Below are 13,781 nucleotides of genomic sequence, written 5' to 3' on the forward strand. Positions count from 1 at the left end.
GGCAACTGCCAATTGGGAAACAGTGTGTTGTACTGATTATGGCATTGTTGCGGAGATTGGTCGCAATCCAGCCGCGAAAATGTCAGGTTTGTCTGCTTGCCTCTTGTCGAGAGTCCATTCGTAGACATCTCGGATTTGGTTCGCCTTGCGGGACCACAAGAAATACTCATCCACCCGTGCTTTCGCCGTCGCTGCAATCGGCGCAAGGGCGTCCGGGTTTTCTGCCAAGCGTTCGAATATTGTATGAAATCCGGCGATGATCTCATCACGGCTGCCGCATGGCACTTTGAAACCCGTTTGAGTTGTCACCAATTCACCCGGACCTGCGTAATCCACGATGACGGGAACAACGCCCAAAGCCATCGCTTCAAGCACGACCCCGCCTCCGAATTCACGGATCGACGGAAAACTGAGGATGTGAGACTTGCTCAGGAGCGTCTGAACTTCGGAATGGTCTATCCATTTGTGGAACTTGAGTCCTGTTTCGCATCCAAGCGATTTTGCTTGGGCGATCAGGTCTCCAAGCATCGGTCCGTCACCTATGATATCCAGCGTCATCCGACCGCTACGCAGGAGATCCGCCGCCGCCGCTATCAGCATGTCTGCGCCTTTATAGGGCACCAGACGTCCGACAAAGCAGGCTTTCAGAACATCACCGGTCGGCTTTGCGATCTTGTTGAACCGACCCGGATCAATGCCGTTCTCCGGGATGTAGACCGTTTTGTCCTGATACGCCTTGGGAATTTCGCTTTGTGTGTGGTGTGATCCGACCACGATTGCCGATGCATGCTTGAGAGCGGTGTTGCGGCCGGGCAGATGTTTGTAGGCGCTGCGAATGTAGCTTAGCCATTCCTTTTCCGCGCGCCGCTCGGCGTCGAAATGCTTGGGCCAGGGTACGCCCCCATTCAGAGGACCCAAGACAAACGGTACACCGACGCGGTGAACCTTGCGCGCAATCGGAGAGCTGATGGTCGGGCTTAGTGGCGTGATCCGGTGGACAACGTCGAAAGCGCCAGCTTTGATTGCGGGGCCGAATTCCTTCCAGACAAGATGCTCGAACCAAGGATATATCAACGCGTTTATTGCTTGCAGCGTTGTCCAGCCCTTGCCTTCGCCCATGCGCAGTTTTTCGGCCAAAGCCCATAGTGGCCGCGCGACGGCCTCTGAATCGATTGCCGTAAAGTCCTTCCCTTCGACAAGCCCTGCACGCAGGATCGCATCTCGGTTGCGCACTTGAGTGACCAGATGCACATCCGCCACGTCCCGCAAGGCCTGCGCGAGCGACCAGCCCACAAGCGGAACACTGACCCATTCGGGGTTCGCGGCTTCGGCGATGGCCAAAACCCGCGGAGGGCGGTTTCTCGAGGTTTGCATAAGGATCGTCGTGTCCTACAAAACGGTGCGCCATTGCACGCGGTGGCTGGATAGATACGCGCCCCGCCCGTCGCGGAGGGTTTCTGCATAGCCCGTTAAAGCGCCGGCCATCAACCACGTCAGTGGCGTAAGCGTGGCATTCGGCAACATATCGAAGACATTGACCGCGAGGATCAATGAAAGCGGAATGATCAAGAGCGAATAGTCGCCCTGTTCCCGGTACCTGATTTCGCGCCACAACAGGAAAACGGGCAAGACCAAGAGACCGAATTCCGCCAGAAAGCCAAGCCATCCCAACTGACCGATCAGGATGATCCAGCGACCGTCAGTGATCGTCTCGATCATGCCGTTGCTCGGATTCATGATCTGGTTGCGATCATAATTGCCCCAGCCAAAAAGCGGCTTCTCTTGGGCGCGTTCAAGAAGCCTGTTCTCGTTGTGGAACCGAAAGTCCAATGAGGCAGCACGGTCTTCATCAATGCTGGCGGCTGCCTCAAGGATAGCGGTCTCGGGAACCAGGCTTGCGCCTTTCAAGGCGGGATATGTGATCGCGAATGCAGCAATGCACACGGCCAGCCGCATCTGCCATTTCATACCGAACAAAACGATCACGGGAATAAGCACCGCTGCGAACAGCCATGCGCCCAGTGATTTTGCAAGAATCAAAACGCCCGTAAGGTACATCCCGATCAAAAGGAATTTCCAATTCGACTTAAACGCTCCGGTCTTCCAAAGCGCAAAGGCCGCCACGATGGCCATCAAGAGATAGAACGCCGCCCAGATGCCATGGTACAGAAACACCATTGGGCGAAACCCGCCAAAGCGGATCGTCTGGATGAAATCGTGTTGGTAGTAGCCATAAATCCAAAGGTTCAACTGTGGCGATAGGCGCACTTCGATGAGCATTGGCAAGGAATATAAGAGCCCGCCAACCATGAAGGCGAACATGAGATCACGCTGATCTTCCGCTTGGGACAAGAACCTTCGGGCCAACAGGAACGGCAGGATCAGAAGAACTTGCTGGATGACGAAAGCGATGGCATCGCGAATGGTCATGCCTTGAATGTAAAAGTCGCCCCAGAGGACAGGGCTGCGGTTCAGAAGTGCCGTTGCAACCGGCGAAAAGACGAACAACACGATCAAAACGACTGCGATTGGCGATCGTGGCAATGGCCTGAAGTCACGGGAATACATCCAAAACCACATCACAAGTGCGCTAAGCGCCGGGATCGTATGTTTGGTCAGCGGTGGAACCAGCGGAAAGTCAAAACCAGCGGGAGGTTCTGGCAAGAACAGATAGCCAGCCAGAAGCGTGACGATCACAGCACGACCGGGCGGCAGTTTCTGAAACAGAACAACTGTCACGAGTGGCCATATGGCCAGTATTAGAAGTGCCAATGCATTTGGCATTCAGTGTCCTGCCGTTAGCCTGCCGTTCGAGGGTCGGTTGCATTTATAGTCTGGAGCCACAGCTCAAAGCCATGTCTGGTTCCTGACCCCTTTAACATACTGCAATCGAAATTCGGCACAAATGGTGCGGGAATGCAGCAAATACATGATAGTGCAGCTTCCCGGTTTGGCCGTGTCGGGCAGTGCGTCCATGGATTTTGGCTATAAGTTGGGTATCAAATTGGCCCTATTGGCTACGGCGACTCATCGCTAGTGTCCGCCCAACCGCGCCGGCCCCTCGGTCCGCGCCCTTCTCAGGGAGAGCCACCATGAAAATGACCACCGAAGAAGCTTTTGTCAAAGTCCTCCAGATGCACGGGATCGAACATGCGTTCGGGATCATCGGGTCGGCGTTCATGCCGATCTCGGATATCTTCCCGAAAGCGGGCATCACGTTCTGGGACTGTGCACATGAAGGTTCGGGCGGGATGATGGCTGACGGGTATACCCGCGCATCCGGCAAAATGAGTATGATGATCGCGCAGAACGGCCCGGGCATCACCAACTTCGTCACCGCCGTGAAAACGGCTTACTGGAACCACACACCTCTGTTGCTGGTCACGCCGCAGGCGGCCAACAAGACCATCGGTCAGGGTGGCTTTCAGGAAGTCGAGCAGATGAAGCTGTTCGAAGATATGGTCGCCTATCAGGAAGAAGTACGCGACGCCTCGCGCGTGGCCGAAGTGCTGAACCGCGTGATCCTGAACGCCAAGCGCGCCTCTGCCCCGGCACAGATCAACATGCCGCGCGACTTCTGGACTCAGGTGATCGACATCGACCTGCCCGAAGTCGTCGAGTTCGAACGCCCGTCCGGGGGTGACAGCGCCATTCAAAAGGCGGCTGACCTGATCTCGTCCGCCAAGAACCCGGTTATCCTGAACGGCGCGGGTGTGGTTCTGGCGGGCGCAATTCCCGCAACCATGGCCCTTGCTGAACGGCTGACGGCACCTGTGTGCGTTGGCTATCAGCACAACGATGCCTTTCCGGGATCGCATCCGCTGTTTGCGGGTCCTTTGGGCTATAACGGGTCCAAGGCCGGGATGGAGCTGATCGCGGGTGCGGACGTCGTTCTGTGTCTTGGCACACGCCTCAACCCATTCTCGACCCTGCCAGGCTACGGCATCGACTACTGGCCCAAGGGCGCCAAGATCATCCAGGTCGACATCAACCCCGACCGCATCGGCCTGACAAAGAAGGTCAGCGTCGGCATCGTTGGTGATGCCAAGAAAGTCGCCGAGGGCATCCTCGCACGTCTGTCCGATACGGCGGGCGATGAGGGCCGTGAGGAACGGAAAGCCAATATCGCGAAAACCAAATCCACATGGGCGCAGCAACTGTCCAGCATGGACCACGAACAGGACGATCCCGGCACCAGTTGGAACGAACGCGCCCGTGCCGCCAAGCCGGACTGGATGAGCCCCCGCATGGCGTGGCGCGCGATCCAGTCAGCATTGCCGAACGACGCGATCATATCGTCCGACATCGGCAACAACTGCGCCATCGGCAACGCCTACCCGACCTTCGAGGAAGGCCGGAAATACCTTGCGCCGGGCCTGTTTGGCCCCTGTGGTTACGGTCTGCCGTCCATTGTGGGTGCCAAGATCGGATGCCCGGATGTGCCGGTGGTTGGTTTCTCGGGTGACGGTGCATTTGGTATTGCCGTGACAGAACTGACGGCGATCGGTCGTCCGGAATGGCCCGCGATCACTCAGATCGTGTTCCGAAACTATCAGTGGGGTGCGGAAAAGCGGAACTCCACGCTTTGGTATGACGACAACTTCGTCGGTACGGAACTGGACGAGGGTGTAAGCTACGCCGCCATCGCAAAAGCCTGCGGCCTTCAGGGCATCGTCGCCCGCACGATGGACGAACTGCGCGATGCGCTGAACACCGCCATCAAGGACCAGATGGAGAATGGCAAGACCACGCTGATCGAAGCGATGATCAATCAGGAACTGGGCGAACCGTTCCGCCGCGACGCGATGAAAACGCCTGTCGCTGTGGCGGGTATCGATCCGGCGGATATGCGCCCGCAGAAGGTCGCCTGACATGACCGACCCCGCACAGGGCGGACCTATTCTGGTCCTCAATGCGGGGTCGTCCTCGATCAAGTTTGCGTTGTTTGATCAGAGCGTGGCCGAAACGCTCTCGGGCATGGCCGAAGCCATCGGCGGCGCGTCCAGTCTGCGGATAGGTGACGATAAGCGGGACGTCCCGCTCATAGACCACCGTGCTGCTTTGGAAGCCATCCTCAATGCCTTGGCCGAGCGGGGGATCACCCCTGACACGCTTCGCGCGGTCGGGCATCGCGTGGTGCATGGTGGGCGCAAGCTCACTGGTCCGATGCGCGTCACCGACGAGGTGCGCGCCGAGATCGCCAATTGCACCCCGCTTGCCCCGCTGCACAATCCGCACAACCTTGCGCCGATGGAAGCGTTGTCGCGGCTTGCACCGGACCTGCCTCAGTTTGCCAGCTTCGATACGTCGTTCCATGCCACCAACCCGAACGTGGCCACGCGTTACGCGATCCCCAAAATGATGGAGACCAAGGGCATCCGCCGCTACGGATTTCATGGACTCAGCTATGCGTCACTCGTGCGCCGTTTGCCGGAGGTCTCGGGCGAAGCCTTGCCATCCCGTCTTCTGGCGTTTCACCTCGGCAATGGCGCGTCGCTTTGCGCGATCCATAATGGACAGTCGATTGCCACGACAATGGGATATTCACCGCTGGATGGCCTGACGATGGGCACACGCTCTGGCGGGATCGACGCAAACGCAGTCCTGCGGCTTGTTGAAGAAAACGGGTTGGAGCGGACCAAGGCAATCCTGAATCACGAGAGCGGATTGTTGGGTTTGTCCGGCGGCAAGTCTGACATGCGCAAGTTGATGCTGGACGCGTCCGCTGAAAGCGCCTTTGCGGTCGAGCATTTTTGCTATTGGACGCTGCGCCATGCGGGATCGCTTATTGCGGCACTGGAAGGACTGGACGCCATCGCGTTCACCGGCGGGATCGGTGAAAATGCGGTGGGTGTCCGGGCGCGGATATTGCGGGCGCTTGAATGGGTCGGTGTTCGGATCAATCCGGATTTCAATCACCGCTCCGGTCCACGCCTGCATGCCGACAGTTCCAGAGTCGCTGTTTGGGTCATCCCCGCCGAAGAAGAGCGCATGATCGCGCTGGATGCCATGGCCTTGCTGGAGGCCGCATGAGATCCACCGTTCAGCTGTGCTGCGCGAGGGCGATGGTGACCAGCGTTGACGCCACGATGTCGTCCACTGTGGCACCGCGGCTCAGATCGCAAACCGGGCGGGCAAAACCTTGCAGAAACGGGCCGATGGCCTGGGCACCTGCCAGTTCCTGGCACAGCTTGTACGCGATATTGCCTGCGTCGAGCGATGGGAACACCAGCACATTGGCGTCGCCGCTGCCCAAACCTTTCTTTGCCGCGATGGTGGCATTCAAAGCCGCATCCGCCTGCACGGGACCTGTAAACCCTGTGGCCTCGGCTACGTTGCGCACCCGGTCAACACTGTCTCCCGTTCCACTTGAACCGGTGGAGAAGGACAAGAGTGCCACCCGCGCCTCGCCCAGAAGGGCGGTTGCGGTGTCTGCGGATGCGCGTGCGATAGCTTCCAGCATCACAGCGTCGGGGGCTACGTTCACTGCGCAGTCGGCAAACACGAACTCGCGACCATCCGGGAACACCATAAGAAAATACGACGAAGGAATTGTCACACCGTTTGCCAGACCAAGGGCCATGCTTGCCGCTTCGATGACGCGCCGCGTTGGGCTATCGGCCCCCGCCACCATCGCGTCGGCCTCGCCTGCGGCGACCATTGCGGCGGCGCGGTACAGAGGTTTCTGCAAGAGCCGACGGGCCATCGCCTCTTTCATGCCGCGGGCTGACACAAGGGCGGCCACCTGCGCCTCTGTCGGATCAGCCGCGACATCCAACACAGTACACAGCCCGTCATCGGTCAGACGCCGCGCGGCCTCTGCCACGCGTGGATCGTCCAGTTCGGGGAACACGACGCGGGTGTTCGACCCTGCTGCAACGGCGCGTGCCTTGTCCAGAACGCTCATATCACTCTCCCACTTCCGCCCGCAAAGGAGCCTTCAATGACTGATAACGTCAAGATCAACCGAGGCTTGAAGGGCGTCTATTTCGAACGGTCCGGTGTAAGCGACATCGACGGTGCGGCTGGGACGCTTCAGTATCGGGGCTATTCGATCCATGATCTGGCCAAGCATGCCACCTTCGAAGAGGTCTGCCACCTGTTGATGAAGGGCGAATTGCCAAACGCGGCGGAAATCGCAGCATTCGACGCAGAGATGCGGGCGGCGCGGTCTGTGCCTGATGCGGTTCTCGACATCATTCGCGTGTGCAAGGATGGGCACCCGATGGATGTTCTGCGCACGGCGGTGTCTGCGTTGGCCGCGTTGGAGCCTGACAGCCTTGCGACTGGGGAAGAGGCGTTCCTGCGCAACGGCATGCGGTTGACTGCACAGGTGCCAACGCTCGTTGCCGCTCACGAGGCGATCCGCAGCGGGCGTGACCCTGTTGCGCCAGATGACAGCCTTGGCCATGCGGCCAACTGGCTCTGGATGCTCAAGGGTGAAAAGCCCTCAGACAATGCAGCGCGTCTGGCGGATGTGGATTTTGTCCTGCACGCCGAACACGGTGCCAATGCCTCGAGCTTTGCCGCGCGGGTGACGGTCGGAACCGAGGCGAACCTGCACGGCGCGATTGTGACTGCACTCAGCACGCTGGCAGGTCCTGCGCATGGCGGGGCGGCGGAAGACGTGATGAAGATGGTCAAAGAAATCGGCACGCCGGACAAAGCGGCGGAGTACGTGAAGACCAAGCGCGCCAATCGTGAGGCCGTCACCGGGTTTGGCCACCGAGTCTACCGCGCCGAGGACCCCCGTGCGCGACATATGCGCGAGGGCGTCCGCAAGCTGGGCGAAGAGATGGGCGCACCCGAATGGTACGAGATCCTGCAAGCGGTCGTCGAAGCGATGAAGCCCTACAGCCGTCACGGCCTGAACGTGAACGTGGATTTCTATTCCGGGGTGATCTACCAGCTTCATGGCATCCCGATGGACCTTTACGTGCCGATCTTCGCTATCGGGAGGATGCCGGGTTGGGTGATCCAGTGTATCGAACAGCAGCGCGGCAATATTCTCATCCGTCCGCTCACGCTCTACAACGGGCCTGAACCGCGTGAATGGGTGCCGATCGACGCCCGTTGAAATGGAAATGTAAGCGCTTGCATAATCCGCCTTTACCATCGGCGCAGAAACGTAAACACTGTCGCCAATTCTGACCGGGGCGACACCCGGCGGATCAGGGAGAATTGATATGGGCCACGTCCAGCCAGAGCTGAACCTGTCACCGAAAGTCTCGGACGAAGTGCGCAAGACCACATGCTACATGTGCGCCTGCCGCTGCGGGATCAACGTGCACATGAAGGACGGCAAGGTCGCCTATATCGAAGGCAATCGTGACCATCCGGTGAACAAAGGTGTCCTTTGTGCCAAAGGCAGCGCGGGCATCATGCAGCACAACGCGCCGTCCCGCCTGCGTGCGCCATTGAAACGCGTCGGACCGCGCGGGTCGGGTGAGTTCGAAGAGATCTCGTGGGACGAGGCCTTGGAAATCGCAACTGGATGGCTCCAGCCAATTCGCGAAACGGCGCCGGAAAAGCTCGCGTTCTTCACTGGTCGCGATCAGTCGCAGTCGTTCACCAGCTTCTGGGCTCAGAATTTCGGCACTCCGAACTATGCCGCCCATGGCGGGTTTTGTTCGGTGAATATGGCCGCCGCCGGTATCTACACGATGGGCGGCGCGTTCTGGGAATTCGGTCAGCCCGATTGGGACCATACCAAGCTGTTCATGCTGTTCGGGGTGGCCGAGGATCACGACAGCAACCCGATCAAGATGGGCCTCGGCAAGATCAAGGCGCGGGGTGCCAAAGTGATTGGCGTCAACCCGATCCGCACCGGCTACAACGCGATTGCCGATGATTGGGTCGGTATCACACCGGGTACGGATGGGCTGTTCATTCTTGCGCTTGTGCATGAACTGATGAAGGCTGGGAAGATCGACCTTGATTACCTCGCCCGCTATACCAATGCGCCGGTTTTGGTGAATGGCGATCCGAAGTCGCCGGAACACGGGCTGTTCCTGAAGGACGACAACGGCAAGCCTCTGGTCATGGACCGCGTGACAGGCAAGCTGACGCCGTTTGATCAACCGGGTGTGAAACCCGATCTGGCTGCCAGCTATCGTCACGCCGGGATCACGCACAAGCCGGTGATGCACCTGATGGCTGAGCGTTATCTTGATCCGCAATACGCCCCGGAAGCTGTGGCTGAAACCTGCGGGGTGTCCGCCACAAAGATCAAGCGTATCGCGGCCGAGATCGCCCGCGTCGCCTTTGACGAAGCCATCGAGATTGACCAGTCTTGGACCGATTTCCGCGGCGAGAAACATGACAAGATGATCGGTCGCCCGGTCAGCTTCCACGCCATGCGCGGGATCAGCGCCCATTCCAACGGCTTTCAAACCTGCCGCGCGCTGCATGTGCTGCAAATCCTGCTGGGGTCTGTCGAAACCCCCGGTGGCTTCCGCTTCAAACCGCCTTACCCGAAGCCCGCAACTGCGCATCCAAAGCCGCATTGCAAGGTGACACCGGGCAAGCCGCTGGATGGCCCGCATCTTGGGTTTGTGCATGGTCCCGATGATCTCTGCCTCAAGGATGACGGCTCGCCTGCGCGCATCGACAAGGCGTTCACCTGGGAAAACCCGATGAGCGCGCATGGCCTGATGCACATGGTCATCTCGAACGCCTATGCGGGCGATCCCTACAAGATCGACACGCTGTTCATGTACATGGCAAACATGTCGTGGAATTCGTCGATGAACACGGGCGGTGTCATGAAGATGCTGACGGACACGGACGAAAACGGCGAGTACGTGATCCCGCGCATCATTTATTCCGATGCCTATTCGTCCGAGATGGTCGCCTATGCTGACCTGATCCTGCCTGACACGACCTACCTTGAACGGCACGACTGTATCTCTCTGCTCGATCGCCCGATCTGTGAGGCAGACGCAGCGGCGGATGCGATCCGTTGGCCTGTGGTTGAACCCGACCGTAATGTGCGCGGCTTCCAGTCGGTGCTGTGCGAGTTGGGTGCGAAACTTGACCTACCGGGTTTTGTGAATGAGGATGGCAGCCAGAAATACGCGGATTACGCGGATTACATCACCAACCACCAGCGACGCCCCGGTGTCGGTCCCTTGGCGGGGTGGCGTATGGGCCAAGAAGGCCTAACTGGCGGGCGCGGCGACGTCAACGAGGCGCAGATCGACAGCTATATCGCCAATGGCGGGTTCTGGTCGTCGCATGTGCCGGATGCGGGTCTGTATTACAAACCGTGGAACAAAGCCTATCAGGACTGGGCGGTTGAGATCGGTCTCTATGATGCGGCGGCGCCCTACATCTTCCAGCTTTATGTTGAGCCGATGCGCAAGTTCCAACTGGCGGCTGAGGGTCATGGTGACCGCCAACCGCCGGATCATCTACGCGAACGCATCAAGGAAACGCTCGACCCGCTGCCAATCTGGTACGCCTCGTTTGAGGACAGCCGCGTCGATACTGATGAATTTGCGATCCACGCGCTGACGCAGCGCCCGATGGCGATGTACCACAGCTGGGGCACCCAGAACGCATGGCTGCGGCAAATCCATGGCCATAACCCGCTCTACCTGCCGACCAAGATTTGGGAAAAGCACGGGTTCAAGACTGGGAATTGGGCGCGCGTGACGTCCTCTCACGGTGACATCACAGTCCCTGTCGCGCATATGGCGGCGTTGAACGAAAACACCGTTTGGACGTGGAACGCCATCGGCAAGCGTAAAGGTGCGTGGGCCTTGGACAAGGACGCCCCCGAAGCGACCAAAGGGTTCTTGTTGAACCACCTGATCCACGAACTGCTGCCGCCCAAAGGCGATGGTCTGCGCTGGGCAAACTCTGATCCAATCACCGGACAAGCGGCGTGGTTCGACCTGCGGGTGAAAATCGAAAAGGTCGACGGACCATCCGAAGCCCACCCGGTGTTCGATGAACTGAAATCCCCAGTCGGCAAAGGGCCAGACGAATTGCGCTGGAAGGTGGAGCCGTGAGTGGCGCGATGAAGGCGACACTTCTGGCTATTGCCATCGTTCTGATCGGCATGGCCGGATCGTTCATCTGGTTTGTGGCAACCTGGGACAAAGAGGCTGAGCAACCGATTGGGTTTGGTCCTGCTTTTGAAACCAATATCACAGAGGACAGCCGGGCATGACGCAGCTTCCCGAAAAGACCGACCGCAAGATGGGTCTGGTGATCGACCTTGACACCTGCGTCGGGTGTCATGCCTGTGTCGTGTCCTGCAAAGGCTGGAACACCGAAAACTACGGCGCACCTTTGTCGGACCAAGATCCCTATGGCGCGGACCCGTCCGGCACGTTCCTCAACCGGGTGCATTCCTACGAGGTGCAGCCAGAAAACGGCCCGGCCCAGCTCATTCATTTCCCGAAATCCTGCCTGCATTGCGAAGATGCACCCTGCGTGACCGTGTGCCCGACGGGTGCCAGTTACAAGCGAACCGAAGACGGGATCGTTCTGGTGAACGAGAAAGACTGCATTGGCTGCGGTCTCTGCGCTTGGGCCTGCCCCTATGGCGCGCGCGAGTTGGACAAGGCGGAAGGGGTGATGAAAAAATGCACCCTCTGCGTGGACCGCATCTATAACGAGAACCTCCCCGAGGAAGACCGCGTTCCCGCCTGCGTGCGCACCTGTCCGTCCAATGCCCGTCACTTCGGCGATCTGGGCGACCCGGATAGTGAGGTCAGCCAGCTTGTCGCCGAACGCGGCGGGATGGACCTGATGCCGGAACAGGGCACCAAGCCCGTCAACAAATACCTGCCGCCGCGTCCCAAGGACCGGCTCAACGAAGAAATCGACATCCTTGCCCCGCTGCTCGCCCCCGTGGTGGAAGAGCCCAAGGGCTTCCTTGGATGGCTCGACAAGACGCTGGAGAAACTCTGATGCATCCGGCTCCATCAATCATCGCGTTCAGCACGTTCTCCGGTCTTGGCTTGGGTCTGCTCTTCTGGCTGGGGATTGACGCAACAGCGCCTACAGGATGGGTGGCCTTCGCATTCTTCGCGATTGGCTACGCATTGGCCGTGGGCGGTTTGATCTCTTCGACCTTCCACCTTGGCCGCCCCGAGCGGGCAATCAAGGCCTTCACCCAATGGCAGACAAGCTGGCTCAGCCGCGAGGCATGGTGCGCGGTAGCGGCATTGGTGACCATGGGGATTTACGCGTTCCTCTTGGTGTTCTTCGACACGCAGGTTTCTATCCTCGGCTGGATCGGAGCGGCCTTTGCGCTGGCCACCGTCTACACGACGTCAATGATCTACGCACAGCTCAAGACCGTGCCGCGTTGGAACACTGTCCTGACCTCGGCACTCTTCCTGGCGCTGTCGATTGCAGGCGGGGCGCTGCTTTCGGGGCGTGTGACCATCGGTCTGATCCTGCTCTTGGTGGCGGGTGGCCTTCAGGCGCTTTGGTGGAAAACCGGGGACGCGCGGTTCAAGCAAAGCGGTACCGACCTCAATACCGCAACCGGCCTTGGTAACATCGGCGAGGTCCGTGCTTTTGAGCCGCCGCATACCGGTACGAACTACCTGCTTAACGAGATGGTCTACACCGTGGGTCGCAGGCATGCGCAAAAGCTGCGGATGATTGCGCTGGTGCTGATGCTGGTTTTGCCAGTGCTCCTTCTGTTGCTGCCCTATCCGCACATCTTCGGGCTGTTGGCCCTGATCAGTCACATCGCAGGTGTGCTGGTGTCCCGCTGGCTGTTCTTTGCAGAAGCTGAACACGTGGTCGGCCTTTACTACGGGATGCGGTGACACATGCCATTCCTTCCGGGGTTCGACGCGCGCTGGAAGAATGTTCCCGACTATATCCTCGGGATCACCAAGGACATTTGGGAAGACCGCGGCATCCACACGCTGCACCAATACTACGGGCCAGAGCTTGTGGTCCGCTCGCCAGCTTCTGTCATAAAGGGCAACACCGGGATCATCGCCGCGACCGAGGCCACTTTGGCCGAATTTCCGGATCGTCAGCTTCTGGGCGAAGACGTGATCTGGGGCGCCACTGGCGACGATAGCTTCCTGTCTTCGCATCGTCTCTATTGCACCGCCACACATGACGGACCGGGTGTGTATGGCGCGCCGACGGGGCGCAAACTGGCCTATCGCATCCTTGCCGATTGCTGGTGCCGCGACAACGGCGTGTATGACGAGTGGTTGGTACGGGATCAGGGCGCGATTGTCCGGCAGATGGGTTTGGATGTGGTCGATTGGACCCGTGAACTCATCGCGCGTGAAGGTGGGCCAGACGTTTGCGTGAAACCGCTGACACCCGCGACAGACATGCCCGGGCCTTACAAAGGCACCGGCAACGACAATCCTTGGGGCCAGGCCTTGGCCGACATCCTGACGCAGATCGCCAAAGCGGAATTCTCTGTCATCCCCCAAAGCTATGATCGCGCTGCCGAACTGGCCTATCCGGGGCATGTCCTAGGCGCGGGGTGGTCTGATGCAGACCAGTTCTGGATGCAACTTCACGCAGCGTTCCCAAACGCGCAGTTTTCTATCGATCACCAAATCGGGATGGAGGAGCCGCTGTGCGGGGCGCGTGCTGCGGTGCGCTGGTCTTTGCACGGCACCCATTCTGGCTGGGGCATGTTCGGCGCGCCGACCGGGGTTGAAGTGTTCATCATGGGCATCACCCATGCCGAGTTTGGCCGCCACGGCCTGCGGCGTGAATGGACGTTGATCGACGAAACGGCGATCTGGAAACAGATCCTGTTGGCGACCGGAAACCTCTGA

Annotated in this window: 11 protein-coding genes; 8 read left to right on the forward strand and 3 right to left on the reverse strand. The window is 59.3% G+C overall.

What is annotated here, in order from left to right; translation table 11 throughout:
• Positions 1–36 precede the first annotated feature (36 nt).
• Both MCRY_RS01380 and MCRY_RS01385 read right to left on the reverse strand, forming a co-directional pair.
• The gene (locus tag MCRY_RS01380) at positions 37–1,374 is read right to left on the reverse strand and encodes a glycosyltransferase family 4 protein (protein WP_085627660.1); all 1,338 of its coding nucleotides are present in this window, start codon (positions 1,372–1,374) and stop codon (positions 37–39) included.
• A 15-nt stretch (positions 1,375–1,389) separates the two neighbouring features.
• A complete protein-coding gene (locus tag MCRY_RS01385; protein WP_085627661.1) occupies positions 1,390–2,784 on the reverse strand; it encodes a hypothetical protein in 1,395 nt (464 codons plus the stop codon).
• A 308-nt stretch (positions 2,785–3,092) separates the two neighbouring features.
• Here MCRY_RS01385 and xsc point away from each other — a divergent pair, with 308 nt between their 5' ends.
• Together xsc and MCRY_RS01395 are read left to right on the forward strand one after the other, a co-directional pair.
• Positions 3,093–4,871 (forward strand): sulfoacetaldehyde acetyltransferase, encoded by a 1,779-nt coding sequence (gene xsc / locus MCRY_RS01390; protein WP_085627662.1) that lies wholly within the window; start codon positions 3,093–3,095, stop codon positions 4,869–4,871.
• A 1-nt stretch (position 4,872) separates the two neighbouring features.
• Complete coding sequence (locus MCRY_RS01395) at positions 4,873–6,033, forward strand: acetate/propionate family kinase (protein WP_085627663.1); 1,161 nt, start codon at positions 4,873–4,875, stop codon at positions 6,031–6,033.
• 10 nt (positions 6,034–6,043) lie between these two features.
• On the opposite strand, the gene MCRY_RS01400 is transcribed toward MCRY_RS01395, so the two are convergent.
• The gene (locus tag MCRY_RS01400) at positions 6,044–6,907 is read right to left on the reverse strand and encodes a phosphate acyltransferase (protein WP_085627664.1); all 864 of its coding nucleotides are present in this window, start codon (positions 6,905–6,907) and stop codon (positions 6,044–6,046) included.
• Positions 6,908–6,943: 36 nt separating this feature from the next.
• Here MCRY_RS01400 and MCRY_RS01405 point away from each other — a divergent pair, with 36 nt between their 5' ends.
• The 6 genes from MCRY_RS01405 (at position 6,944) to MCRY_RS01425 (ending at position 13,781) form a co-directional block, all read left to right on the forward strand.
• A complete protein-coding gene (locus MCRY_RS01405; RefSeq protein WP_085627665.1) occupies positions 6,944–8,077 on the forward strand; it encodes a citrate/2-methylcitrate synthase in 1,134 nt (377 codons plus the stop codon).
• A gap of 109 nt (positions 8,078–8,186) precedes the next feature.
• On the forward strand, positions 8,187–11,015 hold the full coding sequence (locus tag MCRY_RS01410) for a molybdopterin oxidoreductase family protein (protein ID WP_085627666.1): 2,829 nt from the start codon (positions 8,187–8,189) through the stop codon (positions 11,013–11,015).
• Positions 11,016–11,023: 8 nt separating this feature from the next.
• Positions 11,024–11,176, forward strand: coding sequence for a hypothetical protein (locus tag MCRY_RS22765; RefSeq protein WP_217808225.1), 153 nt, complete (start codon positions 11,024–11,026; stop codon positions 11,174–11,176).
• Positions 11,173–11,922 (forward strand): 4Fe-4S dicluster domain-containing protein, encoded by a 750-nt coding sequence (locus MCRY_RS01415; RefSeq protein WP_085627667.1) that lies wholly within the window; start codon positions 11,173–11,175, stop codon positions 11,920–11,922. Before MCRY_RS22765 ends, MCRY_RS01415 begins: the two co-directional genes overlap by 4 nt.
• Positions 11,922–12,794 carry a dimethyl sulfoxide reductase anchor subunit family protein gene (locus MCRY_RS01420; RefSeq protein ID WP_085627668.1) on the forward strand — a complete coding sequence of 291 codons (873 nt, stop codon included), beginning with the start codon at positions 11,922–11,924 and terminating at the stop codon, positions 12,792–12,794. Before MCRY_RS01415 ends, MCRY_RS01420 begins: the two co-directional genes overlap by 1 nt.
• A 3-nt stretch (positions 12,795–12,797) precedes the next feature.
• Entirely contained in the window at positions 12,798–13,781 is a 984-nt protein-coding gene (locus MCRY_RS01425) for a nuclear transport factor 2 family protein (protein ID WP_085627669.1), read from the forward strand.

Origin of the sequence: Marivita cryptomonadis (genome assembly GCF_002115725.1) — a bacterium.
Classification (GTDB): Bacteria; Pseudomonadota; Alphaproteobacteria; order Rhodobacterales; family Rhodobacteraceae; genus Marivita; species Marivita cryptomonadis.

What these genes read in the sequence shown, in the direction of transcription:
- MCRY_RS01380 (WP_085627660.1), bottom strand. Translation starts at nt 1,374, where the DNA reads ATGCAAACCTCGAGAAACCGCCCTCCGCGGGTTTTGGCCATCGCCGAA.
- MCRY_RS01385 (WP_085627661.1), bottom strand. Translation starts at nt 2,784, where the DNA reads ATGCCAAATGCATTGGCACTTCTAATACTGGCCATATGGCCACTCGTG.
- xsc (WP_085627662.1), top strand. Translation starts at nt 3,093, where the DNA reads ATGAAAATGACCACCGAAGAAGCTTTTGTCAAAGTCCTCCAGATGCAC.
- MCRY_RS01395 (WP_085627663.1), top strand. Translation starts at nt 4,873, where the DNA reads ATGACCGACCCCGCACAGGGCGGACCTATTCTGGTCCTCAATGCGGGG.
- MCRY_RS01400 (WP_085627664.1), bottom strand. Translation starts at nt 6,907, where the DNA reads ATGAGCGTTCTGGACAAGGCACGCGCCGTTGCAGCAGGGTCGAACACC.
- MCRY_RS01405 (WP_085627665.1), top strand. Translation starts at nt 6,944, where the DNA reads ATGACTGATAACGTCAAGATCAACCGAGGCTTGAAGGGCGTCTATTTC.
- MCRY_RS01410 (WP_085627666.1), top strand. Translation starts at nt 8,187, where the DNA reads ATGGGCCACGTCCAGCCAGAGCTGAACCTGTCACCGAAAGTCTCGGAC.
- MCRY_RS22765 (WP_217808225.1), top strand. Translation starts at nt 11,024, where the DNA reads ATGAAGGCGACACTTCTGGCTATTGCCATCGTTCTGATCGGCATGGCC.
- MCRY_RS01415 (WP_085627667.1), top strand. Translation starts at nt 11,173, where the DNA reads ATGACGCAGCTTCCCGAAAAGACCGACCGCAAGATGGGTCTGGTGATC.
- MCRY_RS01420 (WP_085627668.1), top strand. Translation starts at nt 11,922, where the DNA reads ATGCATCCGGCTCCATCAATCATCGCGTTCAGCACGTTCTCCGGTCTT.
- MCRY_RS01425 (WP_085627669.1), top strand. Translation starts at nt 12,798, where the DNA reads ATGCCATTCCTTCCGGGGTTCGACGCGCGCTGGAAGAATGTTCCCGAC.